Raw genomic sequence first — 21,547 nt, 5'->3', positions numbered from 1 at the left:
AAAAAATATTATTTTCGGTCGACCCCAAACGCCATGGCGTTGTGATCGGCGATCGCCTGGATTTTGGCGATCTCTTCCTCGTTTCTCTGTGGCCTGAAGAGGTGGCGGAACCGCTTCTGGGCCTCGAGGTATTCCTCGACAGGCTTACGGTTCGCGACCTTCCTGACATGCTCGACCTCGCCGTCAGCCATCTCGTAGTTCACCCAGAGCCCGGTCTCGACGGCGAGACGACCGACCTTGATCGTCTGCGAACCGTCAAAGCCCCAGCCCGTGCAACATGGCGCATGGACCTGGATGTAGTTGGAGCCAGGAGTGTTCACCGCGCGCTGCACCTTCCTGATCAGGTCGTTGGGGTAGGCCATCGAGGCCGTCGCCACATAACTCGCCCCGTGAGCGGCCAGGATGGCAGGCAGATCCTTCTTGGGCCGCGGGTTTCCGGTCGAGCACTTCCCGGCCGGGGTCGTGGTGGTGTTGGCGTCGTACGGCGTCGCACCCGAGCGCTGGATCCCGGTGTTCATGTAGGCTTCGTTGTCATAGCAGATGTAGGTGATATCGTGTCCCCGCTCAAAGGCCCCCGAGATGCAGAGCACTCCGATATCAAAGGTGGCGCCGTCGCCGCAGATACAGACGACATGCTCGTCGCGCCCCTGCTTCTTAAGGGACGACTCGATCCCCGAGGCCACCGCCGCGGCGTTCTCGAAGAGCGAGTGGATCCACGGCACGCCCCAGGCCGTCTCGGGGTAAGGGGTCGAGAAGACCTCCATGCACCCGGTCGATGCCACCACGATCGTGTTCGGGCCCGTGCCCTTCAGGATGAGTCGTGCCGCCAGGGCAGGGCCGCAGCCGCCGCAGGCGCGGTGACCGCACTCGAAGAGTTCAGATTCCTGTTCCATTTAGAGCACCTCCGTCCTCAGCCCATAGAACCGGTCACCGATCCCCTTCTCCGCGAGGTCGGCGACCGCCCGGACGTCGCGTTTCCTGACGTCGCGCCCACCCAGGGCGATAATGTAGTCGAGCACCTCGGTCCCGGTGCCGTAGAGGGCGTCCTTTACCTCAAGGGCGACCGCCCCCTTCTGCCCGAGCGAGATGTTCTTGTCCAGGACCGCCACCTTCGAGACCCCGGCGAGAGATGCCTTTACTTCTTCAGAGGGGAACGGCCTGAAACTCCTGATCTTCAGGAGGCCGACCTTCTTCCCGTCCTCGCGCATCTCGTCGATCGCGTCCTTGACCGTCCCGCAGATCGAGCCCATCGCCACAAACGCCGTGTCCGCGTCATCGAGACGGTAACCCTCGACCATCCCGGAATAGTCGCGCCCGAAGGTCTCGCCGAACTCGGCGCCGACCTCTGCAAAGATCTTCCGCGACCGCTTCATCGCCTCCTCGATCTCGTACCTGAACTCCATATAGTAGTCGGGGGTCGCATACATCCCCAGAGACATCGGGTTCTTTGCGTCCAGGATGTTCACCGGATTATAGGGCGGGAGGAATGCGTCGATCTCTTCCTGGGTGGGGATGTCCACCGGTTCGTAGGTGTGGGTCAGGATGAAGCCGTCGAAACAGACCATCGCCGGCAGGAGGACGTCGTGGTCCTCGGCCACCTTGTAGGCGATATAGTGGAGGTCGCTCGCCTCCTGGTTGTCCTCGGCATAGAACTGCATCCATCCCGCGTCGCGCAGGGAGATCGAGTCCTGCTGGTCGTTCCAGATGTTGAGGGGAGCGCCCATCGCACGGTTGGCGATGGTCATCACGATCGGCTGGCGCATCCCGGCCACATTGAAGCAGACCTCGAACATCAGGGCCAGTCCCTGGGAGGTAGTCGCAGAGTAGACCCTGGAACCCGCGGCGCTCGCACCAAGACAGGCGGAGAGGGCGGAGAACTCACTCTCAACACAGATGTAGTCGGCGTCGAGTTCGCAGTCTGCGACCATGCTCGCGAGCGCCTCGACAATATGGGTCTGAGGGGTGATCGGATATGCGGCGATCACCTGGGGACGGCAGCGCTTCACCGCTTCGGCGACCGCGTGGGAGCCTTCAAGAATTTCCATCATTGTTTACTTCTCCTCCTGGACCATCTCGATGTCATCCACCGGACATTCCTCGGCACAGAGCCCGCACCCCTTGCAGTAATCGAAGTCAGGCTCATAGAACCCGTCCTCGCGTTCGTACACACAACCTTCGGGGCATACGACCTCACAGAGCCCGCACTTCACGCACTTTTCATATTTGAAGACAGGCTTGAAGACGCGCCAGGACCCGGTCCTGTTGTCATGAGCGCGGCCCGGGGGGGCGGCGCACCCGACTCTCAGTGCCATCAGGCCTCACCCTTGATGAGGTTAAAGGCATATTCAGCGGCTGCGACATTCTTGTCTCCAAGTTTTCCGGGGAAGCGTACCCGCAGGGCTTTCTCAAGCGCCGGGAGGGCGATCTCGCCAGAGGCTGCGGCGAAGGCGCCGATGAGCGTGGTGTTGGTGATCGGCACACCGAGATGCTGGAGGGCGATTGCGGTCGCGTCGATCACGATCACCTTCACCCCTTCGGGGACATCAACCGAGAGTTCCTTTTCTGTGTTGATCAGGACGATACCGCCCTCTTTCATACCGCCAAAGACGTTCACGTCGCCGATCAGCGTGCTATCCTGCACGATAACATAGTCGGGCTCGTAAACCTCACTGCGCAGGCGAACTTTTCTATCGTTAAAGCGGACAAATGCCTGCACTGGCGCCCCTCGCCGTTCGACGCCAAAAGACGGGAAGGCCTGGGAGTAGACCCCACCTTCGAACGCAGCGACGGCGATCAGTTCGGCAGCAGTGACAGAACCCTGTCCACCCCTACCATGGATGCGTAACTCTCTCACTCAGAATACCCCACATAATTTATCATGATTAATAAATAAGAATATTTTGCCGGCAAGCAGCCATCTGGACAGAAGGCACCATCCGTGAACATAAGTGTGCCAGTAAAAATCATCACCATCTTCTATCAACTTTACGAAATAACCCGGCAACACTCAAAATCGTGTAAAATACGTGCATATAAGGTATCTTTTTTGAGGCTGATCCAATCCCATACGCCAACCGTGCTACAACCCAATTGGGCAATATTTTACATATCGTACCCATCGTGGATACGGATCTGACCCAAAACGCCATTATCAGAGATCAGATCCCGGTTTCCGGGACCCCGGAACATGGGGCCTTTACAGATCCAGAGGAAGGCCAAGAACCGGCATTTTCCTGGTGAATACGTCTCGGGCGAGGGCGGCAAGGCCGTGGGCCGCGCACCACTCGTCATAGATCGCAACCTCCCGACCGAGGAGGGCGCGCATCTCGTCCGCCACCACCGGGGCTTTCGAGCCTGCAAGAGCTACTTTTGCCCCCGGATTGAGGAGGAGCATCGAAGCGCACTCCATTGCCGCAAACATCGCGATGGTGCGGTCCTGTTCTTCAGGCGGGAGGGTGTGGGTGACGCCCGCGTGAAGAAAGGCCTCGTTCGCCGTCTCGATCCCTGCATCGACCCGCCGGATGGCGTCGACATCCAGCGCCCCGTGCTGCGTACCCGGCGCAAAGACGCACGCGTCGAAGGCCCCGATGATCGTACCACCGGAGACCAGGAGGGTAACGGTGTTCGAGGAGATGTCGGAGATCACCACGTCCCCGCCCAGGTCATGACAGACCCCATAGGCGATTCCCAGTTTTTCCGGGCTGGTCTGGTGTGAATAAGCCTTAAAGCGCGGGTCGGTCGGGGAACCGCGGTGGATGCCGGGGACCACGACCGCCGGGAGACCGCTCGCGGCCACCTCGTCGAAGACGCGCGTCCCGCCGCCGATGTGCTTGCCCGCCCCCTCCCGGGAGACGACCCCGCGATGCGTGACCTTTCTGATATCGGTGATGGCCGTAATGCCGTCACCCATCGAGTAACAGACTGCGATCCCCTCGATCTCATCCAGTGGGCAGAGTCGTTCGAGGTCATGGACCGAGAACTCGCGCGCCGCCTCGCGTGAGATCTTGAACTGCCCCTCCTCGGAGGCAAAGCGCATGGCCGTCGTGCCATGATCGATCCCGATAAACATACCATTATTCCTATAGCATTGGAGGGATATTCAATGGTGATGTTCAGCATAGTCACAGGCGGTGCCGGATTCATCGGCTCGCACACCGTGGACGCCCTCGTCGCACGCGGCGACGATGTCGTGGTCATCGACAACCTCAGCGCGGGCTCGACCGATCAGATCGCCGGCCACCTCCAGGCAGGAGACGTCAGGTTTGTCAGGGCCGACCTCCTCGACGACGGGTGGCAGTCGGTCTTCGAAGGGGCCGACCGCGTCTATCACATCGCCGCCGACCCCGACGTCCGGCAGAGCGCCCAGAGCCCGGGCGTCCAGGTGGACAACAACATCCTTGCCACCCAGCGGGTGCTCGATGCCATGCACGAGCACGAGGTGCCCGAACTGGTCTTCACCTCCACCTCCACCGTCTATGGCGAGGCCTCGATCATCCCGACCCCTGAGCACTATACCCCCATGCTCCCGATCTCGGTCTACGGCGGGACCAAACTTGCCTGCGAGGCGCTTATCTCGGCCTATGCTCATTCCTTCGGGATGCAGGCATGGGTCTTCAGGTTCGCCAACATCATCGGCGAACGGAGCGGGCACGGGGTGATCACCGACTTCATCAGGAAACTGCGGGAGAACCCGCAAGAACTTGAGATCCTGGGAGACGGACGGCAGACCAAGTCGTACCTGGACGTCCGCGAGTGCGTCGGGGGCTTCGAATATGCGGTCGCCCACGCAGACGAGACCGTCAACACCTTCAACATCGGTTCGGAGGACTGGATCGACGTCGTCTCCATCGCGGACATCATCGTCGACGAGATGGGACTCTCCGACGTGGAGTATCATTTCACCGGCGGGGCGCGCGGGTGGGTCGGCGACGTCCCGAAGATGCAGCTCTCCATCGAGAGGATGAAGGCACTCGGGTGGCGGCCTGACATCGGCTCTGAGGAGAGCGTCAGAAAGACTGTGCGCGCCATCCTCCGGTGATGCCATGGACCTGATCGCCACGATCCTCATCGCCGTGCAGAGCGCCCTTCCCTTCTGGGAGTCGCGCTACGCGATCCCGCTCGCGATCCAGGGAGGCTACCCGCCGGTCGCCGCCGCCGCGATCGGGATCGCAAGCAACCTTGCCGTGGTCGTGGTGCTCCTCCTCCTCCTCGAACCGGTCTCCGACTTCCTGATCGCAAGGTCGAGACTCTTCGAGAGATTCTTCGACTGGCTCTTCACCAGGACGCGCCGACACTCTGAGCGCTTCGAGCGCTGGGGGGCCCTCGCCCTCATTCCCTTCGTCGCCGTGCCGATCCCTATCACCGGTTCATGGACAGCCTGCGCTGCGGCGTTCGTATTCGGAATAAGATTCCGTTATGCCCTCCCAGCCATCGCCGCCGGGATGCTGATCGCCGTCGCCGTCACCACCATTACTATGCTTGGAATCACATCTGTACACGGAATGCTCGGATGATACCATGAAATACATCGTCGTGCTGGGAGATGGGATGGCCGACGAGCCCCTTGAGGAACTCGGCGGACAGACCCCCCTCGAATATGCGGACACGCCCAATATGGATCTCGTCGCGAGAGAGGGGCGGTGCGGGCTTTTGAAGACCGTGCCCGACGGTTTCGAACCGGGAAGCGACGTCGCAAACCTTTCGGTCCTGAGCTACGACCCACGGACCTGCTATACCGGACGGGGCCCGCTGGAGGCAGCGAGCATGGGAGTCGACCTGGGGCCGTCGGACTATGCCTACCGCTTCAACCTGGTCACGCTCAGAGAGGGGGTGATGGAGGACTTCAATGCCGGACATATATCCAGCGAGGAGGGCGCCGCCCTCATCAGCACCCTTGCCGTGCCCGGCGCCGACCTCCACCCCGGCGTCTCGTACCGCAACCTGATGGTTGTCCACGAGGGTGAAGGGTCAAAGACCACCCCACCTCACGACATCGTCGGGCAGGCGGTCGCTCCGTACCTCCCGGAAGGCGGGGACGCTCCTCTTCTCGCGCGGTGCATGGAAGCCGCAGAGGCTGCGTTTGCCAACCACCCGGTGAACCGCGCCCGCACGGCCGCTGGAAAACTCCCTGCCACGACGATCTGGCCATGGAGTGGCGGGAAACGCCCGGCAGTCCCTGACTTCACGGAGCGCTGGGGACTTGCCGGCGGGATGATCTCCGCGGTCGACCTCCTCAACGGGATCGCAAAATATGCAGGGATGGAAGTAGTCCAGGTGCCGGGCGCCACCGGGTTCATCGACACCGACTACCAGGCGAAGGCGCGCTACGCCATCAAGGCCATCGAGCACCTCGACTTCATCTACATCCATGTGGAGGCGCCCGACGAGGCCGGACATATGGGCAGTGTCGAGGAGAAGGTGAAGGCGATCGAGGGAGTCGACGGACTGCTCGGCACGGTCCTCGACCACTTCGACGGGGCAATTGCCCTCCTCCCCGACCACCCGACGCCGGTGAGGTTGAAGACACACACCAGCAACCCGGTCCCCTTCGCGGTTCTGGGTCATGGCGCGGACTCCACCCAGGTGTACTCGGAGAGCGAGGCGACGAAGGGTGCGTACGGTCTGCGCGAATCGGCCGACCTCCTGCCTCTTCTTTTCGGGCGGAAATCGGTTGAAAGGCCAGAATAAAGGCTCTGTTGAAACCCTCATACTTTTTTTGTAACCCTCTGATCCCACATCATCCCCCATCCTCGATCCGGGGGCGCACTGCCGTACGATTGCCAGGAAGAGACCGTAAAGAGCGTGTGCCCCCCATGACGAAGATAGAGTATGGGCGGCGATGGCTTGTGTTCCTTGCCCACTGCCCCGTCGTGAGGAGTGTGATCAAGAGTTTCAAAAGGTCCGACATTTTAGTGATGACTTGCCAGCAGGGTCCAGAGAATTCTCCCACCGCCATGTTCACTCCAGAAGAGAGTTTCAACAAAGCCGGAATAAAATCACTTTTTTAAAATAAAAGCGGCATCAGAACCCTGCATCATCATAAATCAGAGGGGGTAACTTTCATCATCTACCGCGGTCAGGATAATTTGTACAGTACTATTATTGCTCTGGGGTATTATTGTTCCCTGCCGTCCATGCAGCCCCTTTCCGGGACGAGCAGCAGGTGAAGAACCATGAAATCATTTAAAATTGCTGAAAAGTTCCAGGAATTGGAGAAAGATGTCGGCACCCTCTCGCCGATGCAGAAGATCCTTCTCGGCACCGACGGCTCGGTAACCACACTTCTTGAAAACGTGCTGGGTTGCGATGTGACGGTGCACACGCTCTCCCAGAAGGTGATGCCTGCCGACGAAGATGTGGCGGTGTCTCTCGGCATCAGTGCAGGAGAACCTGTCAACCACCGTATCGTGACCTTGAACGAGAGCGAGAATGGGAAAATACTCCTGTACGCAGTGTCAGATACCCCACTCTCCCGACTTGAACCCTCATTCAAAGACGATCTGATGCGAGCCGACATTCCAATCGGGCGAATCATGCAGATGCACAGGATCGAGGCGCGGCGCGAACTCGACGACGTGAGAGTGTGCCGGGCCGACACCGGCATCAGCGGCGTCTTCGAGATCTTCCGCCACGAGCCGCTGCTCTCCCGCCGGTACCAGATCATCACCGGTGGAGCGCCCCTCATCACCATCAGAGAGACCTTCCCATACTGCAACTTCACTGATGAAGCCAGAGTGATCGTGGAGGCCCCGGCACGGATCCACATGGGCCTCATCGATATGAACGGGAGTTCCGGGAGGGTCGACGGCGGGATCGGTCTTTCGGTCGAAGATCCCGCCGTCGTGATCGAGGCGAAACGAAGCGGCGAACTCTCGGTCAGAGGAGATGAGGAGAGCGCGGAACGAGTTAGAGAGACTGCAGAAAAAGTCCTTGCCGCTTTGGGTGTGCAGGGAGGGGCCGAGATCACACTGCACCGTACCTATCCCGGGCACATCGGTCTCGGCAGCGGAACCCAGATCGCCCTCGCCACCGCCCGCGCACTCTCCGCGCTCTACCGTCCCCTGGGGGTCAGAGAGATCGCGGCGATCGTCGGAAGGGGCGGGACGTCAGGGATCGGGACCGCCACATTCGAGTCAGGCGGCTTCATCCTGGACGGCGGACATAGTTTCGGGCCTTCCGGAGAGAAGTCAAACTTCAGGCCGTCTTCGGCCTCGAAGGGGGTGACTCCCGCCCCGGTGCTCTTCAGGCATCCCTTCCCTGAGGACTGGCAGATCCTCCTGGCCACCCCTGCCATTCCGGAGGGTGCGAGCGGGAAGGCTGAAGTAGATATTTTCCGGCAGCACTGCCCGGTGCCCCTTAGTGAGGTGCAGGCGCTCTGCCATGCGGTGCTGATGCAGATGCTCCCCGGCATCGTGGAAAAAGATCTTGAACTCTTCGGGGCGGCGGTGAACACGATCCAGGGGCTCGGGCTCAAACGAGTCGAACACAGCCTTCAACCCCCTCTCATCCCCGACCTGATCGCCACCCTCAGAAACACCGATGCCACAGGGGTTGGACTGAGTTCCTTCGGTCCGACGGTCTATGCAATCGGTGACACCGGCATGCAGGATGCCTTCAGAGCTGCGGAGGAAACGATGGCGGAAACCGGAGGAACAGCACTCCTCACCCATGCCAGAAACTGTGGGGCAAATGTCAGGTTTTCCCCCCAAATCAGCTAACGAATATACACAGATATAGATATACCACACATATTCTAGTGATTACCATGCCTGGAAAGAAGACACTCACACTCGGGATCACCGTCAACCTTGACAACTACGAGAACCTCCGCCTCGAAGTGGCCGGAGAGGTGGAGTCGCAGGAGGACGCCGACGAACTCACCGGGTTCCTCGACGGGATGCTGGCCAGGCTCGGCCGGGGCGACGAAGCGACCGCCGAACGGGTGGATGCCTACCGTCACCGGGTCTTCTCCACAGAGAAGGCAGCAGAGCCCGAACATCCAGCCCCGGCAAGGGAACAGACCGTGCTGGTTCCCATCGAAGTCGAGGAAGAGGAGGCAAAAAAGGTCGTACTGGAACCGGAATCGGAGCCTGCACCCGAACCAGCGCCCATAACTCCCCCCACGCCGGCGGTGGCAGCCCCCCCGGCCTCCGAACCCACGCCGGAAAAACCGGTAGAGCCGGCACCCATAACTCCCCCCGAACCGGCAGTGGCAGCACCCCCGGCCCCCGAACCCGCACCGGAAAAAGCGGTAGAGCCGACACCGACACCGACACCGGCACCGAAACCCGCGGCGGCCGCCGGCGAAGCGGTCTGCGAGGAGTGCGGCGTATCGGTCACCAAGACCCAGAAACAGATGAGTCAACTCTTCCTGAACAAAACTCTCTGCAAGGGGTGCATGGATAAACTGACTCACCCGCAGTGAGCACAGGGCGAAAGTGAAGATCTACAGCGTATAAATAGAGACAGGACGAGGGATAGATGATGAAAAAGGATCTCCTCATGTGGGACGAGACACTCTTCCGGGATCCGGAAGTCTTCGAGATTGATTATGTCCCGGAGCAGTTCAACCACAGGGAGACTCAGATGCGTGAACTCGCCTTCCAGATCACACCAGGGCTCAGGGGAGGCAGGCCATTCAACACCATCTGCAGGGGGCTGCCAGGTACCGGAAAGACGACAAGCGTGCGCAAACTCCTTGCACAGGTGGAGGAGCACGAGAGCAAACTTGTTCCGGTCTACATCAACTGCCAGATCGACAACACCAAGTTCGCCATCTTCACCCAGATCTACCAGAAACTCTCCGGCCACCCCGCCCCGGCCTCAGGCACCTCGTTCAAGCAGATCTTCGACGCAGTCGCCAGAATTCTTCTAAAAGAAGAGAAAGTTCTGCTCGTCGCCCTTGACGATGCAAACTATCTCCTGTACGAAAACGAGATCAACAAGATCCTGTATGCCCTCCTCCGCTCACACGAGACATACCCCGGCACGAGGATCGGAGTGATCACTATCATATCCGATATGAATGTCGACCTCTCCCGCGAGGTCGATCCCAGGGTCGCCTCGGTCTTTCGACCGACCGAGATCTACTTCCCGCCGTACAGTGCCGAGGAGGCTCGCCATATCCTCTCCGAGCGGGTGATGACCGGGCTGTATCCCGGAGCCCTCTCTGAGTCGATGCTCGACCTGGTCGTCGAACAGACGATGAAGAGCGGCGACCTGCGGGTCGGGCTCGACCTGCTCAAGCGTGCCACCCTGAACGCGGAGATGGCAGCACGACGGCAGATCGAGGAGGCCGACATCTGCCAGGCCTACGAGGTCTCGAAGTATCTTCATCTCACCTTCACGCTCAGGACACTGAAAGATGAAGAGAAAGAACTGATGCGGATCATCGCCAGGATGAGTCTTGAGAGGGACGAAAAAGATGAGATGAACGCAGGCGGGATCTATGAATGGGCAAAAGGGCACATGAAACTCGGCTACACAAGATATTATGAGATCATTAAGAAACTCGATGCCATGCGCCTGATCAACCTCAATTATCGGCAGGGACGGGGACGGACGAGGGTTATCTCCCTCAGATACGAACCAGGACGCATCCTCGAACTCCTGGTATGAGAGAACGATTGGCAAGTCTTATCTATTCTCTCCGCGTCATTTATATGAACGGTGATATTTCCATGCTGAGCGTGAATGAACAGGCCCTTGATATTTTCAACGATGTTTTCGAGTACCCTGAAGACTACAATGTCGCGGCGCACGAACTGGACAATGGTGCCAGGATCGTCGATGCCGGTGTCTCGGTAGCAGGCGGCTACCTGGCGGGACGGGTCTTCACCGAGATCTGTATGGGCGGCCTCGCCGACGTGAACTTCACGATGGGTCAGATCAAGGGGATCCCGATGCCTTTCATCGAGGTCTCAACTGACTACCCGTCGATTGCGTGCCTCGGCGCACAGAAGGCAGGCTGGACCGTCAAAACAGGGAACTACTTTGCGATGGGCTCAGGCCCCGCACGGGCACTTTCCCTCAAGCCCAAGCACACCTATGAAGTGATCGACTATCAGGACGAGTGCGAATCTGCGGTGATCTGTCTGGAGAGCGACCACCTCCCGAACGGCGAGGTCATGCAGACCATCGCCGACGCCTGCAAGGTGGACGTCGCCAACACCTGTGCGATCGTCGCTCCGACCTCCTCGATCGTCGGCTCGATCCAGGTCGCCGGCCGGTGTGTCGAGACCGCGGTCTACAAACTCAACGAACTCGGGTTCGACACCAGAAAGATCATCGCCGGCATGGGCACGGCACCAATCCCGCCGGTCCGCGGTCCGAAGCAGGCCATGGGCGTCACCAACGATGCCACCATCTACCACGGCCAGATCACCCTGACGATGAACGCCCCTGAGATCACGGAGTACCTCGAGAAGATCCCGTCCAACAAATCACAGGGCTATGGCAAGCCATTCAACGAGATTTTCAAGGAGGCAGGCTACGACTTCTACAAGATCGATACCTCCCTCTTCTCCCCGGCCGAGGTCATCATCAACGAGCTCTCCAAGGGCGCGGTCTACCATGTCGGCGAAGTGAACCCCGATGTGACGCTGCAGTCCTTCGGGCTCCAGTAATACTTTTTTTGCTCTGCTGTATTCCTTTTCAGGAGTGAAACATCAGGGGCTGACTACCCCCTGGTTCTCCACGCGAAGAGAGCGCGGGGGACGACACCACCCTCTTCATAACCTCCTCGCTGCCCTTCACGCCCCTATCGCAATCCCGGGATCCGGGGGCAGCGCCCCCGACGTGAGCGTGCGGGAAGGCACGTCAATCAGAAGATCTCTTGAACAATGTTCAATCGCGTATGCTTGAGCCCAGGGTTCATGCCTGATTCAACAGAGCCCTATTATTACAAAAAACTGGGTATCTTCAGCCCCTAAACTCAGACCCAGGTGATCCCCGGTCTGGATCGCACCGGCATCTCCGGACGCTCTCCAGGATAGCCAAAGATCAGCGGGGCGATGATCTCATACCCTGCCGGCACCTCCAGCGCTCTCATCAGTTCTGAATTCCCGGCAACCGGCCCGGCCGAACCGATCCAGCAGCTCCCGATCCCCATCGCATGGGCAGCAAGCATCATGGTTCCGGCGCAGAGAGTACAGTCATAAATGCTGTACGGGTTCTTCTCGTCTCCAAGGACGAGAACGAGCACCGGGGCACCGTAGAAGATCTCAAAATCCTCCCTGGAGAGGAGATCCCGAAAACCTGCGGACGTCTCGTCGGTGGCGCCCTCCAGCATGGTGCAAAGGATCGGTTTGCAGTAGTCGGAGATCTGCTTCATCAGGCCGCGTTTCCTGACGACGATAAACCTCCATGGCTGGAGTCCGAGGGCGGTCGGGGCGTGGACCCCCGCGTCGATGATCGCGGTGACAGTCTCCTCGTCGAGGGGTCGCTCCTCATACGCCCTGATACTCCGCCTTCCCCTGATGGCCGCAAGGACCATCTCAACATCGGTCGGCATGGGTCGCCCTGCCGCACCGCGAGATATAATGGTTTGTCAGATCGCAGATCGCTCAGGGATCCTGATACAGGGATGAAGCATCTGGAGAGGAGCCGAGCCTGCCATATCTTTATCCTCTGGAACAGATGAGTATGGCTGAGAGGTAACCGCCTATGAAAGACCTGATCACGATAGGGAAAGACTTCAAGCCTGCCCCCCAGTTCAAGAGATATTATTTCCTTTCTCTCGTCATCCTGGCCATTTTCGGCGCCTTCTTCATCCTGCTCCCGGTCTCCTTCGCCGGAGAGGCGCTGCTCACCCTGATCTTCGGAGGGGGTATGCTTGCCCTGATCATCTTCGTCGCCGTCTGGATCCCGCTCTACTACCAGAGCATCGTCTACCATCTCACCGACACCGAGATGACCTGGAAACGTGGGGTCTGGTTCAGGAGCACCGGGATCGTCCCGTACAACCGGATCACCAATGTCGACATTATCCAAGGCCCGGTGATGCGTCTCTTCGGCATCTCCAATCTTCGCATCCAGACAGCCGGGTACTCGGCCCAGGCCCAGGCCGAGATCAGGATCCTGGGCATCGAAGAACCCGAACCCCTCCGGGAACTGATCATGACGCAGGTGCGCGGACGCCCGCCGGTGGCGGCGGTGACCGGCGGAGAGGAGGAGACCGCACCGGTCCCTGTCGGGGCGGGACAAGAGGCGGTCGTCACAGAACTGAGGGCGATCAGAGAACTGCTTGAGAAGATGGCTGAAAGGTGACCGGCACGATCTTTTTTCCCACCACCGGGAGAGAGAATCCTGACGGAGGGGGGACACCAGGCGCATGGAGATCTGTATCCACCCTGCCCTCCAGATAGGTCTCTCCAGAATAACTCCAACGACCGGAGAGCAGCAACACGTTTAATACCGACAAATGAGAAACATTTATGAACACCGGGCTTGTGGTCTAGTCGGTTATGACGTCGCCCTTACACGGCGAAGATCTCCGGTTCGAATCCGGACAGGCCCATCCTTTTTCAAAAGATAATCCCAGATACAACACAAAGATATTCCTTTTGAAGATTTCATCTCACCGTCTGCTCCGAGGAATATCGAGATACGTACCTCTCCAGAGAGATGCGTCCGTATTTTAGATCCAATCCTCCCGGAATACCCACACCACCATTGCATAGATAACGCCATTCAAAACGGCAGATATATCCCGCCAGATATATTATTTTCACTCCCTGAGGGGTGCGGCATGGAATCATGGATCCTTGTATTCATAATTATCGGAATTCTCATTGTACTACCGTGGATTCTGAACATCTCTCTGCATTACCTGATGAAAAGAAAGATCCTCAAAAGCATACATCTGGAGGATCTCTCCGAAGATGAACGGACCACAGTGGTGCAGGAACTCCTGTCTCAGTCCCCATCACGGAAAGGTTTGTCAAGATATTCGATGATGCTCGCGGTCGTTTTGATCGTCGGAGCGGCAGTGCTCTATCTTGCTGAGAAAGACGCATCGTCCGATCTCTTAAAGAACACCCTGGGAGTCCTGACAGGAGCTCTTGCAACAATCGTCGGCTTCTACTTCGGAGGACGCGCCGAGGAGATCAAAGCTGAAGAAGTGGAGAAGTTGGCGAAAAGAGTTCATGACGAGGACGAAGAGAGCGGGCATCCGCCGCCGCCGGAGTGATCGAAGTTCCTCCCCTCCAGATGACACTGGGCCGAGACTCTGCCACAGCAACGGATCAGGATCATCTCTATATACCAGGGTGAGGTACCCGCCCCCGGTGATATCCATGCCGTCGTTCAAATGCAAAGACATCGGGATGAAATGTGAATTCGAGACCACAGCCGAGAACGAGTTCGACCTTGAGCAGAAGATCGCCGACCACGCCCGCGAGGTGCATGGCAAAGAAAATCTCTCTGCAGAGGAGTGGATGCAGATCAAGAAGACCATCCACTGAACTGGTACCAGACTTTTACTTTTTTTCGGCTCTCAAATTTCTTCTCGGCCCTCTTCTTCCCACCGATAGGTTCCCCGGGGAAGAGCGATCTCAAACCTGGCCCCCTCCCCCTCGACTCCCGTCTCCTGAACCGTCAACCCCGTGATCCCCAGGATCTCGCTGACCAGGAAGAGCCCGAGGCCCGAGTGCTGCCCGTAGCCGCGCTTGAAGATATAGGTCTTTTTGGCCTCAGGAACTCCGACACCGTCGTCCTCGACGACAAGAACCCCTCGCCCCTCTTCAATCCTGAATGAGACCGTGACCCGGGTGATCCCCCCACCGTGCCTGACGACGTTCTCAAAGAGGTTGTAAAAGACCTTGCTGAGCATGGAGTCGGCATAGACCTCAAGGTTCCCGACCTTCACCTCCAGGCGCACTCCTCGGGGGAGAGCGGCGAGGGCCGCCCCCTCCGCGATCTCCCGGATCCGTTGCCACTCAGGGGCCTTCACCCCCATCTCCTCATAGTCGCGGGTGAACGAAATCTGGTACTGGATCAGTTCGGCGATATGTCCGATCCGCTGTGCCGCATCGTAAAGTCCGGGATATTTCTCGGTTCGCTCCTCGATCTCTGACGCGAACCAGAGCAGGCACTGCACCTGATTGAGGATGTCATGGCGCGTGACACTGGAGAGGATCGTCAGTTTCTTGTTCGCCTCCCTCAACGCTTCCTGACTCCGTTTGAAGTCGGTGATGTCCTGGTGGATGCCGGTCATCCGGAGCGAACGCCCGCCCGCGTCACGGGCCGCCACCTCACCGACCGAGAGCACCCAGACCCAGTGGCCGTCCTTTGCCTGCATCCGATACTCCACATGGTACTGAGGGAAGTCCCCGGCAAGATAGGAGGCAAGGGCCGAGAGAACCTTCGGGCGGTCCTCAGGGTGGATCATCGCTTTCCATGCCGTAAAACTCGCTTCCACCTCAGAAAGCGAGTACCCGAGCATCCCGGCCCATCGTTCGTTCAGGACAAAATGCCCTGACTCCATATCCCAGTCCCAGATCCCGAGGTCCGCCCCGGTTACGACGAGTTGAAGGCGCTCCTCCCGCTCTTTGAGTGCCAGTTCCACCTCGTTCTGCTCGGTTATATCGATCACCGAAGCGATGCTCTGCTTCGTCCCCGGGATCATCGAGACCGTCAGGAGGAGACAGAGACGGCGGCCGCCCCGCGCGATTGCAGTGCATTCATAACTCCCGGGGACCGATGCAGGCGTTTCTCGCCTCCTGGCATGATATTCCTGCATCTGCTCCAGGTCTTCCTCCGCGATCAGGTCGGTCCACCGCATCCGGCCCTCCACCTCTTCCCGCCGGTAACCGAAGAGCCGTTCCAACTCCGAGTTGACCAGGAGGAGGGTGGCGTCCTCATCGATCAGGACCATCGCCGTCCCGGTGTTCTCAAAGATCGTCCGGTAGACCTCCACCGACCGCCTGAGTTCTTCCTCCAGGCTCTTACGCTCGGTGATATCGCGTGCGATCGAAAGGACCGCCGACCGGCCATCATATTCAATGAGATGCCCGTTCACCTCAGTCGGGATCACCAGGCCGTCCCGCGTGATATGGTCTGTCTCATAGATGACCTGTCCACTCTCGAAGAGGGTTTTGATCCGCTCGGGCACCTCGTTCCTGAGGACAGGGCTGCTGATCTCGGTTCGGGTCATGGTGAGCAGTTCGTCCCTCAGATAACCCAACCGTTCACATGCGACCCTGTTGACCTCAAGAAAACGCCCTTCGAGGTCGAAGATGAAGATCGCATCGCTTGCCGCCTCAAAGAGCATCCGATATTTTGCTTCAGAATAACGGAGAGCCCCCTCGGCTTTTTTCTGTTCGGTGATATCCCTGCTGACCCCGACAAAGTACAGCACCTCTCCATTCTCATCAAGGACCGGGATTTTGGTCGTATCAAAATAAAAGATACTCCCATCTTCACTTTCCACCGATTCCAGCGAGCGGATCAGGGTCCGTTCCTCAAGAACCCTGGTGTCAGTCTGATTACACTGGGCGGCAAACGCAGGAGGAAAAATGTTATCATTCCTCTTCCCAACGATCTCTTCCTTCGGCATCCCTGCAATCTCAGCGAGGGCATTGTTTACGATGAGACATCGCCCTTCTCGGTCCTTGAAGTACACCGATTCCAAGAGAGCGTCGATGAGAAGGTTGAACCGCTGATTCGCCTCCCTGATCTTCTTCTCACTCTCCACTCGCTCGCCGATATCCCGCATGACCGAGAGAACGACCTCTGACCCATTCTGCTCGTACAGATGGGCACTGAACTCGACGGGCACCCCTCTTCCGTCCTGTCTGACAAGTGGAATTTCAGTGGTGATCTGGCCCTCTTCCCTGAGAATAGATACAAGAGAGGTGGCTCTTTCCCATTCAGCGAGCGGGATAAACTCCCTGAAGAGACGACCCGTCAATTTCTCCCATGAACACTCAAACAAGGAACAGGCACCCCTATTGACATCGATGATCCGACCAGGAAGGCTATCGCCATCGATTTCATGGAGGACAACGGCATCACTGACCCTGTCGAGGAAGGCATGGAAACGACCCTGACCGGTGGTGCGGGCGACAAGAAGCCGGTGTGGCAGACCCCAGAACTTCAGTTCCTTCGCCGAAACAACACACTCAAGAGGGGTGCCGTCCCTGCGCACGAGACGCACGCCGGTTTCCCTGAATGTCCCTGACCCGCCTAACCCACAGACAAGCCGATCATAATCTTCGGGATCGATCCATACTCCTGACCCGGCCGGCGTCTTACCAAGGATCTCTGAGGGAAGACAACCAAGGAGGGCACAGAATGCCTCGTTGATCATGAGGCACCGGTCGTCCTCGCCACTGGTGATTGCCATGGCTGCCGGACTGGCATAAAAAACTTCCCTGAAGACACCATCGTCAGGCTGAGGCCTCCTGACCGGGGTAAATAATCCAAAAACAACCAGGTCTTCTTCGCCGCCACAGCAGAGGAATTTGCCGGAGACCGGGATCTCCCTCCCTTCCTCAACCATGAAGGACAGCCTGATTTCATCGGTCTCTTCCCCCTCCACCGCTCGTGTCAGGAAAACGGAGAAACGACCGAGGTCATGAGGGGCGATGAAGGAGTCGACAGTGTGGGGTGTCGTTCCCTCCCCGTACCCGAGCACCTCCCTGGCGGCATGGTTGAGATAGAGGATCTTACCGTCTGGAGAGAAACAAAAGAAGAGATCGTTCCCGGATTCATGCAACCGGACCCATTTGATACTGGGACCGGGCAGAGGGGGAAGCACGCTCTCATGGCCGGATGGATCGGACAGATTCACGTCCAAGATACGTGGCCTTCGTTCCTATATAATATATCGTCACAATCAGGGCAAGATTTTTGAGTTTTATCCAAATTTAGCAAATAATTTTAGAGATATCCGCCCCTCACCAGAGGGAGGGCGAGGTGTTCCCATACGGGAATAAAGACCTCAGGATTGGCCGGTTGAGGCGAGGTATCTGGTATGGGCAAGCATCAGATCGGTCCGGGTGAGGAACCCGACCAGTCGTCCGGGAGCATCCTTCGCAACCACCGGGAGATGGTGGATATCCAGTTCCATCATGAGTTGCAGCGCCTCCTCCAGGCTCCGGTTCTCGGCAACCGTCACCACTGGTGCAGTCATCGCCTCGCGGACCGGACGGGAGAGATCACCGACGGCGAGGAGGGTGCGGACGTCTCTGGTCGTGATGATCCCGACGATCTCATCTCTGTCAAGGACCGGATAGCCAGTGTGCTCCGTCGAATTAACGAGATCGAGAACCGTTTCGCAGGCGTCCCCAGGTGTGAGGGCGATGACCGATGAGCGTGGGATCATCACATCCTTCACCATGATCCCTTCGAGGACATCCACCTCGTACTCGCCCCGGTGGGCGCGGGACTGTGCCCTGGTGTGCACCTGCTCGACAAAGATCGTCGATTCCCCCGTGAGGACATAAGCGACTGCCACCGCACCCATCGCCGGGACAAAGAGCGAGAAATTCCCGGTCATCTCCACGACCATGATCATCACAGCGATGGGGGCGTTGGAGATAGCACCGAAAAACGCGATCATTCCGACCACCACAAACCCGGGCAACAACGTAGCGGGCACATACGCAGGGGCCAGCAGATGGAACGCCATGCCGACTGCACCACCGGTAGCGGCACCGATGACCAGTCCGGGTGCGAAGACCCCGCCGCTCCCCCCCGAGCCGATGGTAAGAGAAGTGGTGAGGATCTTGACCAGCGGGATGAAGAGGAGGACCGAAAGGGGGAGCATCGAGTACAGAGCGAGCTGGATGAAGCCATACCCTGTGCCCAGTCCCGCAAGTCCGACGACCGCCGTCTCGGGAGAGAGATAGATTAGGGCGACGACGAGAAGACCGGTGAGGAAGGCGCCGGCAACGGGCTTGATGTGTTTGGGGAGGTGGTAGCGCTCGAAAATGGTTGCAAAGACCTGCTTTGTCCCATAAAACGTCCTGATGTACAGCAGGCCCATACCGGCACAAACTACACCAAGGAAAAGGAAGAGGGGGATCTGGATGACCGTCCACTCCACGGCGACCGGGGAGAAGACCGGTTCAAAACCCTCGACACTCCCGAAGATCGCGTACCCGATAACCGAGGCCAGGAAACCGGGGATGATCGCTTCGGCCTCAAAGTCACGGGTGTACAGCACTTCGGCGGCAAGGATCGCCCCTCCGAGCGGTGCCTTGAAGATCGTGCCGATGCCGGCACCGATCCCGGTGGCAAGGGCGATCCGCCGCTCGCGCTCTGAGAGACCCAGATAGTCGGCGACCATCGAACCAAATCCCGCCGACATCTGGGCGGTCGGCCCCTCACGTCCTGCACTCCCTCCGGTGGAGATGGTGATGACGGCAGTGAGCGCCTTGAGAAGAGGGATGCGGTGCCGAATCCGCCCCTCCCCATGGAAGGCCTTGATCGCGGCATCGGTCCCGTGCCCCTCGGCCTCAGGCGCATAGGTGTAGACAAGAAGACCGGAGAGCAGGCCGCCAAGACAGATCACCGGGATGATCAGCCAGGGGTTAGGGGGTGCGGACCAGAGGGCGATCTCGGCCATGCTCTGTCCCTCCTCAGGGAGGTGAAACCCGACGATGGTCCCCATACAAAACCGGGTCCCGATCTTGAGAGCTTCGAAGAAGACGAGAGCCCCTATACCTGATATTACTCCAACGATCACGGCGATCAGAAAGATCCGTTGTGAGGGGGTGGCGCCTTCTGACATAGTGCAAGTACTATTTGCCGGAGAAAGAAGAAAAAGGATATCCCGATACTCAAGGAAATCAACTGGATCATACCATACGACCTGCATGTGCCGGAGGGAGGGATCTGCGCGCCACGGTGAGAGGGGGACCGATGGGCTGGAGATATTCTCCCAACCTGGCACGATTTTTCAGCATCAGATGGATGATCTCATTTATCCTGGCCAAATATTAACATTCATAACTTAACTCTCGAATGGGCTTGCTGGGGGCCAGAAAACGTGAGAATCCCCCGCTCTCAGGATTATTTAGAAAGTCTTTAATAATATCTCAAGAAAGTGTAGAATGACCTATACAGAAAGACTTTATAGTGCTGGTATAGGTCGGACGTTTAAGAGGTGTAAAGTAATGGTGTTCCATCCTCCAGTAGCGATTGTCGCAAAGGCAGGCGATACGGGGAAATACAGGGTTTCCCTCCCCGCCTGGAATATGCTCCTGAGGGGTTTCATGTCAGGCGCCTACATTGCCATGGGCGCCGGGCTTGCAACCGTCTGTAGCACAGGTGTCGCAGCCACCCTTGGTGTGGGTTTCGCAAAGTTGGTTCTGGGTTCCGTCTTCCCGGTGGGGCTTATCATCACCGTTCTGACCGGTGCCGAGCTCTTCACCGGCGACGCGATGCTCGCCCCGATGGCCGCGTTTATCCACAAGATCTCATGGGCCAGTGTGCTCAATCTCTGGGTCTGGGTCTACATTGGCAACCTTATCGGATCTGTTGTCTACGCCTATCTCATGGCATACGGTCCCTTGACCTCTTGGTCAGCCGACGGTGCCGGCGTGGCAACCGCATTCGGTCTTACCGCCGTGAACATCGCCGCAGGCAAATGTTCATATCTCGGCGGAGCAGCAATGTGGTCGCTCCTCCTCAAGGCTATCGGCTGTAACTGGCTCGTCAACCTGGCCATCCTCCTCGAGATATGCGCCGACGACGCCGTAGGCAAGTTCTTCGGGATCTGGTTCCCGATCATGGCTTTCGTTTCCTCCGGGTTCGAGCACTGTGTTGCAAACATGTACTTCATCCCGGCAGGCATCATGACCGCCCCGTACCTCACCGCCGATCAGTTGGCGATTGTGGGCACGAAGATCCAGAACCTGGGCTGGGTGACGATGTGGACGAACAACATCATCATCGTCACCATTGGCAACATCATCGGTGGTCTGCTCTTCGTGGGCGTCATCTACTGGTTCGCCTTCCAGAAGGAGATCGCAGCACTCAAGTGAGTGCGGCGCGTAAGAGTACTGTACAATGGATATCGGTAAAGTAAACGTGCGAATATCGGCCCTCCCATTGGCCGCATTCGCCTTTTTTTTGCTTGTGGTCATCGCAAGTGTCGTGATTACCGGAGATATGTCGATCCTTCTCTGGGGTGTCCCGACGCTGGTTTTTCTCCTGATCATTCCGGCAGCCCTCAACTACATGAGCCAGACCCAGTACATCGACCTGGTTCCGGTCTATGAACGAGAGGCAAAGGAGTATCGTATCAGGATGATCAACGAGAACCTGCTCAACAAGCCGGTCAAGATCAAGGGCGTCGTGGAACGGGCCTCATTCAAGTACCTCAACAGGCCTCAGTTCCTGGTCGCCGACCGAACCGGGGAGATCTCGGTGAAGATGTTCACCTCCCCACAGGAAGACATCAACAAGGATGACGTCGTCGAGGTGCTCGGCATGGTGATCCACCGCTTTGTGGCGGTCGGAGAACCGGTGATCAACTGCGTCTCGATCAGAAAGATCGAAGCAGAAAAGAAGAAGTGAGCCCATCCCTTCAGGATCGGGG

At 58.3% G+C, this 21,547-nt stretch carries 20 protein-coding genes and 1 tRNA gene; 13 read left to right on the top strand and 8 right to left on the bottom strand.

The window, feature by feature from the left end; genetic code table 11:
• Positions 1–8: 8 nt before the first annotated feature.
• The 5 genes from RJ40_RS10950 to RJ40_RS10930 form a co-directional block, all read right to left on the bottom strand.
• Complete coding sequence (locus RJ40_RS10950) at positions 9–893, bottom strand: thiamine pyrophosphate-dependent enzyme (RefSeq protein ID WP_265580889.1); 885 nt, start codon at positions 891–893, stop codon at positions 9–11.
• Positions 894–2,048, bottom strand: coding sequence for a pyruvate synthase subunit PorA (gene porA / locus RJ40_RS10945; protein ID WP_265580888.1), 1,155 nt, complete (start codon positions 2,046–2,048; stop codon positions 894–896).
• A 3-nt stretch (positions 2,049–2,051) separates the two neighbouring features.
• Positions 2,052–2,312 (bottom strand): 4Fe-4S binding protein, encoded by a 261-nt coding sequence (locus RJ40_RS10940; protein ID WP_265580887.1) that lies wholly within the window; start codon positions 2,310–2,312, stop codon positions 2,052–2,054.
• Positions 2,312–2,854 (bottom strand): pyruvate ferredoxin oxidoreductase subunit gamma, encoded by a 543-nt coding sequence (locus RJ40_RS10935; RefSeq protein ID WP_265580886.1) that lies wholly within the window; start codon positions 2,852–2,854, stop codon positions 2,312–2,314. Before RJ40_RS10935 ends, RJ40_RS10940 begins: the two co-directional genes overlap by 1 nt.
• Before the next feature lie 342 nt (positions 2,855–3,196).
• Positions 3,197–4,069: a methanogenesis marker 12 protein gene (locus tag RJ40_RS10930; protein ID WP_265580885.1), complete on the bottom strand. Its 873-nt coding sequence runs from the start codon at positions 4,067–4,069 to the stop codon at positions 3,197–3,199.
• 39 nt (positions 4,070–4,108) lie between these two features.
• Here RJ40_RS10930 and RJ40_RS10925 point away from each other — a divergent pair, with 39 nt between their 5' ends.
• From RJ40_RS10925 to mch, 7 genes are all read left to right on the top strand, one after another.
• The gene (locus RJ40_RS10925) at positions 4,109–5,038 is read left to right on the top strand and encodes an NAD-dependent epimerase/dehydratase family protein (protein ID WP_265580884.1); all 930 of its coding nucleotides are present in this window, start codon (positions 4,109–4,111) and stop codon (positions 5,036–5,038) included.
• A gap of 4 nt (positions 5,039–5,042) precedes the next feature.
• Positions 5,043–5,513, top strand: a complete 471-nt coding sequence (locus RJ40_RS10920; RefSeq protein ID WP_265580883.1) for a COG2426 family protein — start codon at positions 5,043–5,045, stop codon at positions 5,511–5,513.
• Positions 5,514–5,517: 4 nt separating this feature from the next.
• Positions 5,518–6,687: a cofactor-independent phosphoglycerate mutase gene (locus RJ40_RS10915; RefSeq protein WP_265580882.1), complete on the top strand. Its 1,170-nt coding sequence runs from the start codon at positions 5,518–5,520 to the stop codon at positions 6,685–6,687.
• A gap of 485 nt (positions 6,688–7,172) precedes the next feature.
• Complete coding sequence (locus tag RJ40_RS10910) at positions 7,173–8,717, top strand: beta-ribofuranosylaminobenzene 5'-phosphate synthase (RefSeq protein WP_265580880.1); 1,545 nt, start codon at positions 7,173–7,175, stop codon at positions 8,715–8,717.
• Between the two features lie 47 nt (positions 8,718–8,764).
• Positions 8,765–9,424, top strand: coding sequence for a hypothetical protein (locus RJ40_RS10905; RefSeq protein WP_265580879.1), 660 nt, complete (start codon positions 8,765–8,767; stop codon positions 9,422–9,424).
• A 59-nt stretch (positions 9,425–9,483) separates the two neighbouring features.
• A complete protein-coding gene (locus RJ40_RS10900; RefSeq protein ID WP_265582570.1) occupies positions 9,484–10,617 on the top strand; it encodes an ORC1-type DNA replication protein in 1,134 nt (377 codons plus the stop codon).
• Positions 10,618–10,679: 62 nt separating this feature from the next.
• A complete protein-coding gene (gene mch, locus RJ40_RS10895) occupies positions 10,680–11,624 on the top strand; it encodes a methenyltetrahydromethanopterin cyclohydrolase (protein ID WP_265580878.1) in 945 nt (314 codons plus the stop codon).
• A gap of 308 nt (positions 11,625–11,932) precedes the next feature.
• Here the strand turns inward: mch and RJ40_RS10890 are convergent, their stop codons facing one another.
• A complete protein-coding gene (locus tag RJ40_RS10890) occupies positions 11,933–12,511 on the bottom strand; it encodes a nitroreductase family protein (RefSeq protein ID WP_265580877.1) in 579 nt (192 codons plus the stop codon).
• Positions 12,512–12,663: 152 nt separating this feature from the next.
• On the opposite strand from RJ40_RS10890, the gene RJ40_RS10885 reads away from it, so the two are divergent.
• The 4 genes from RJ40_RS10885 to RJ40_RS10870 all read left to right on the top strand — a co-directional run bounded on the left by RJ40_RS10885 (position 12,664) and on the right by RJ40_RS10870 (position 14,462).
• Positions 12,664–13,266: a PH domain-containing protein gene (locus RJ40_RS10885; protein WP_265580876.1), complete on the top strand. Its 603-nt coding sequence runs from the start codon at positions 12,664–12,666 to the stop codon at positions 13,264–13,266.
• A 176-nt stretch (positions 13,267–13,442) separates the two neighbouring features.
• Positions 13,443–13,516, top strand: a tRNA-Val gene (locus RJ40_RS10880).
• A gap of 231 nt (positions 13,517–13,747) precedes the next feature.
• Entirely contained in the window at positions 13,748–14,188 is a 441-nt protein-coding gene (locus RJ40_RS10875) for a hypothetical protein (RefSeq protein WP_265580875.1), read from the top strand.
• Between the two features lie 106 nt (positions 14,189–14,294).
• Positions 14,295–14,462, top strand: coding sequence for a DUF1059 domain-containing protein (locus RJ40_RS10870; protein ID WP_265580874.1), 168 nt, complete (start codon positions 14,295–14,297; stop codon positions 14,460–14,462).
• A gap of 32 nt (positions 14,463–14,494) precedes the next feature.
• On the opposite strand, the gene RJ40_RS10865 is transcribed toward RJ40_RS10870, so the two are convergent.
• Both RJ40_RS10865 and RJ40_RS10860 read right to left on the bottom strand, forming a co-directional pair.
• Positions 14,495–17,716 carry a PAS domain S-box protein gene (locus tag RJ40_RS10865; RefSeq protein ID WP_265580873.1) on the bottom strand — a complete coding sequence of 1,074 codons (3,222 nt, stop codon included), beginning with the start codon at positions 17,714–17,716 and terminating at the stop codon, positions 14,495–14,497.
• 225 nt (positions 17,717–17,941) lie between these two features.
• On the bottom strand, positions 17,942–19,735 hold the full coding sequence (locus tag RJ40_RS10860) for a chloride channel protein (RefSeq protein ID WP_265580872.1): 1,794 nt from the start codon (positions 19,733–19,735) through the stop codon (positions 17,942–17,944).
• Positions 19,736–20,120: 385 nt separating this feature from the next.
• On the opposite strand from RJ40_RS10860, the gene RJ40_RS10855 reads away from it, so the two are divergent.
• A complete protein-coding gene (locus tag RJ40_RS10855) occupies positions 20,121–20,990 on the top strand; it encodes a formate/nitrite transporter family protein (protein ID WP_265580871.1) in 870 nt (289 codons plus the stop codon).
• A gap of 127 nt (positions 20,991–21,117) precedes the next feature.
• Positions 21,118–21,525 carry a nucleotide-binding protein gene (locus RJ40_RS10850; protein ID WP_322743878.1) on the top strand — a complete coding sequence of 136 codons (408 nt, stop codon included), beginning with the start codon at positions 21,118–21,120 and terminating at the stop codon, positions 21,523–21,525.
• Positions 21,526–21,547: the final 22 nt, after the last annotated feature.

This window comes from Methanofollis aquaemaris (genome assembly GCF_017357525.1).
In the GTDB taxonomy this organism is placed as follows: Archaea; Halobacteriota; Methanomicrobia; order Methanomicrobiales; family Methanofollaceae; genus Methanofollis; species Methanofollis aquaemaris.
The sequence above is the reverse complement of the archived record's forward strand: the minus strand, read 5'-3'. Positions and strand labels throughout refer to the sequence as shown.

Bases quoted from the DNA above. Each gene is read 5' to 3' on its own strand.
- RJ40_RS10950 (WP_265580889.1), bottom strand. From the start codon at position 893: ATGGAACAGGAATCTGAACTCTTCGAGTGCGGTCACCGCGCCTGCGGC.
- porA (WP_265580888.1), bottom strand. From the start codon at position 2,048: ATGATGGAAATTCTTGAAGGCTCCCACGCGGTCGCCGAAGCGGTGAAG.
- RJ40_RS10940 (WP_265580887.1), bottom strand. From the start codon at position 2,312: ATGGCACTGAGAGTCGGGTGCGCCGCCCCCCCGGGCCGCGCTCATGAC.
- RJ40_RS10930 (WP_265580885.1), bottom strand. From the start codon at position 4,069: ATGTTTATCGGGATCGATCATGGCACGACGGCCATGCGCTTTGCCTCC.
- RJ40_RS10925 (WP_265580884.1), top strand. From the start codon at position 4,109: ATGTTCAGCATAGTCACAGGCGGTGCCGGATTCATCGGCTCGCACACC.
- RJ40_RS10920 (WP_265580883.1), top strand. From the start codon at position 5,043: ATGGACCTGATCGCCACGATCCTCATCGCCGTGCAGAGCGCCCTTCCC.
- RJ40_RS10915 (WP_265580882.1), top strand. From the start codon at position 5,518: ATGAAATACATCGTCGTGCTGGGAGATGGGATGGCCGACGAGCCCCTT.
- RJ40_RS10910 (WP_265580880.1), top strand. From the start codon at position 7,173: ATGAAATCATTTAAAATTGCTGAAAAGTTCCAGGAATTGGAGAAAGAT.
- RJ40_RS10905 (WP_265580879.1), top strand. From the start codon at position 8,765: ATGCCTGGAAAGAAGACACTCACACTCGGGATCACCGTCAACCTTGAC.
- RJ40_RS10900 (WP_265582570.1), top strand. From the start codon at position 9,484: ATGAAAAAGGATCTCCTCATGTGGGACGAGACACTCTTCCGGGATCCG.
- mch (WP_265580878.1), top strand. From the start codon at position 10,680: ATGCTGAGCGTGAATGAACAGGCCCTTGATATTTTCAACGATGTTTTC.
- RJ40_RS10890 (WP_265580877.1), bottom strand. From the start codon at position 12,511: ATGCCGACCGATGTTGAGATGGTCCTTGCGGCCATCAGGGGAAGGCGG.
- RJ40_RS10885 (WP_265580876.1), top strand. From the start codon at position 12,664: ATGAAAGACCTGATCACGATAGGGAAAGACTTCAAGCCTGCCCCCCAG.
- RJ40_RS10875 (WP_265580875.1), top strand. From the start codon at position 13,748: ATGGAATCATGGATCCTTGTATTCATAATTATCGGAATTCTCATTGTA.
- RJ40_RS10870 (WP_265580874.1), top strand. From the start codon at position 14,295: ATGCCGTCGTTCAAATGCAAAGACATCGGGATGAAATGTGAATTCGAG.
- RJ40_RS10860 (WP_265580872.1), bottom strand. From the start codon at position 19,735: ATGTCAGAAGGCGCCACCCCCTCACAACGGATCTTTCTGATCGCCGTG.
- RJ40_RS10855 (WP_265580871.1), top strand. From the start codon at position 20,121: ATGGTGTTCCATCCTCCAGTAGCGATTGTCGCAAAGGCAGGCGATACG.
- RJ40_RS10850 (WP_322743878.1), top strand. From the start codon at position 21,118: ATGTCGATCCTTCTCTGGGGTGTCCCGACGCTGGTTTTTCTCCTGATC.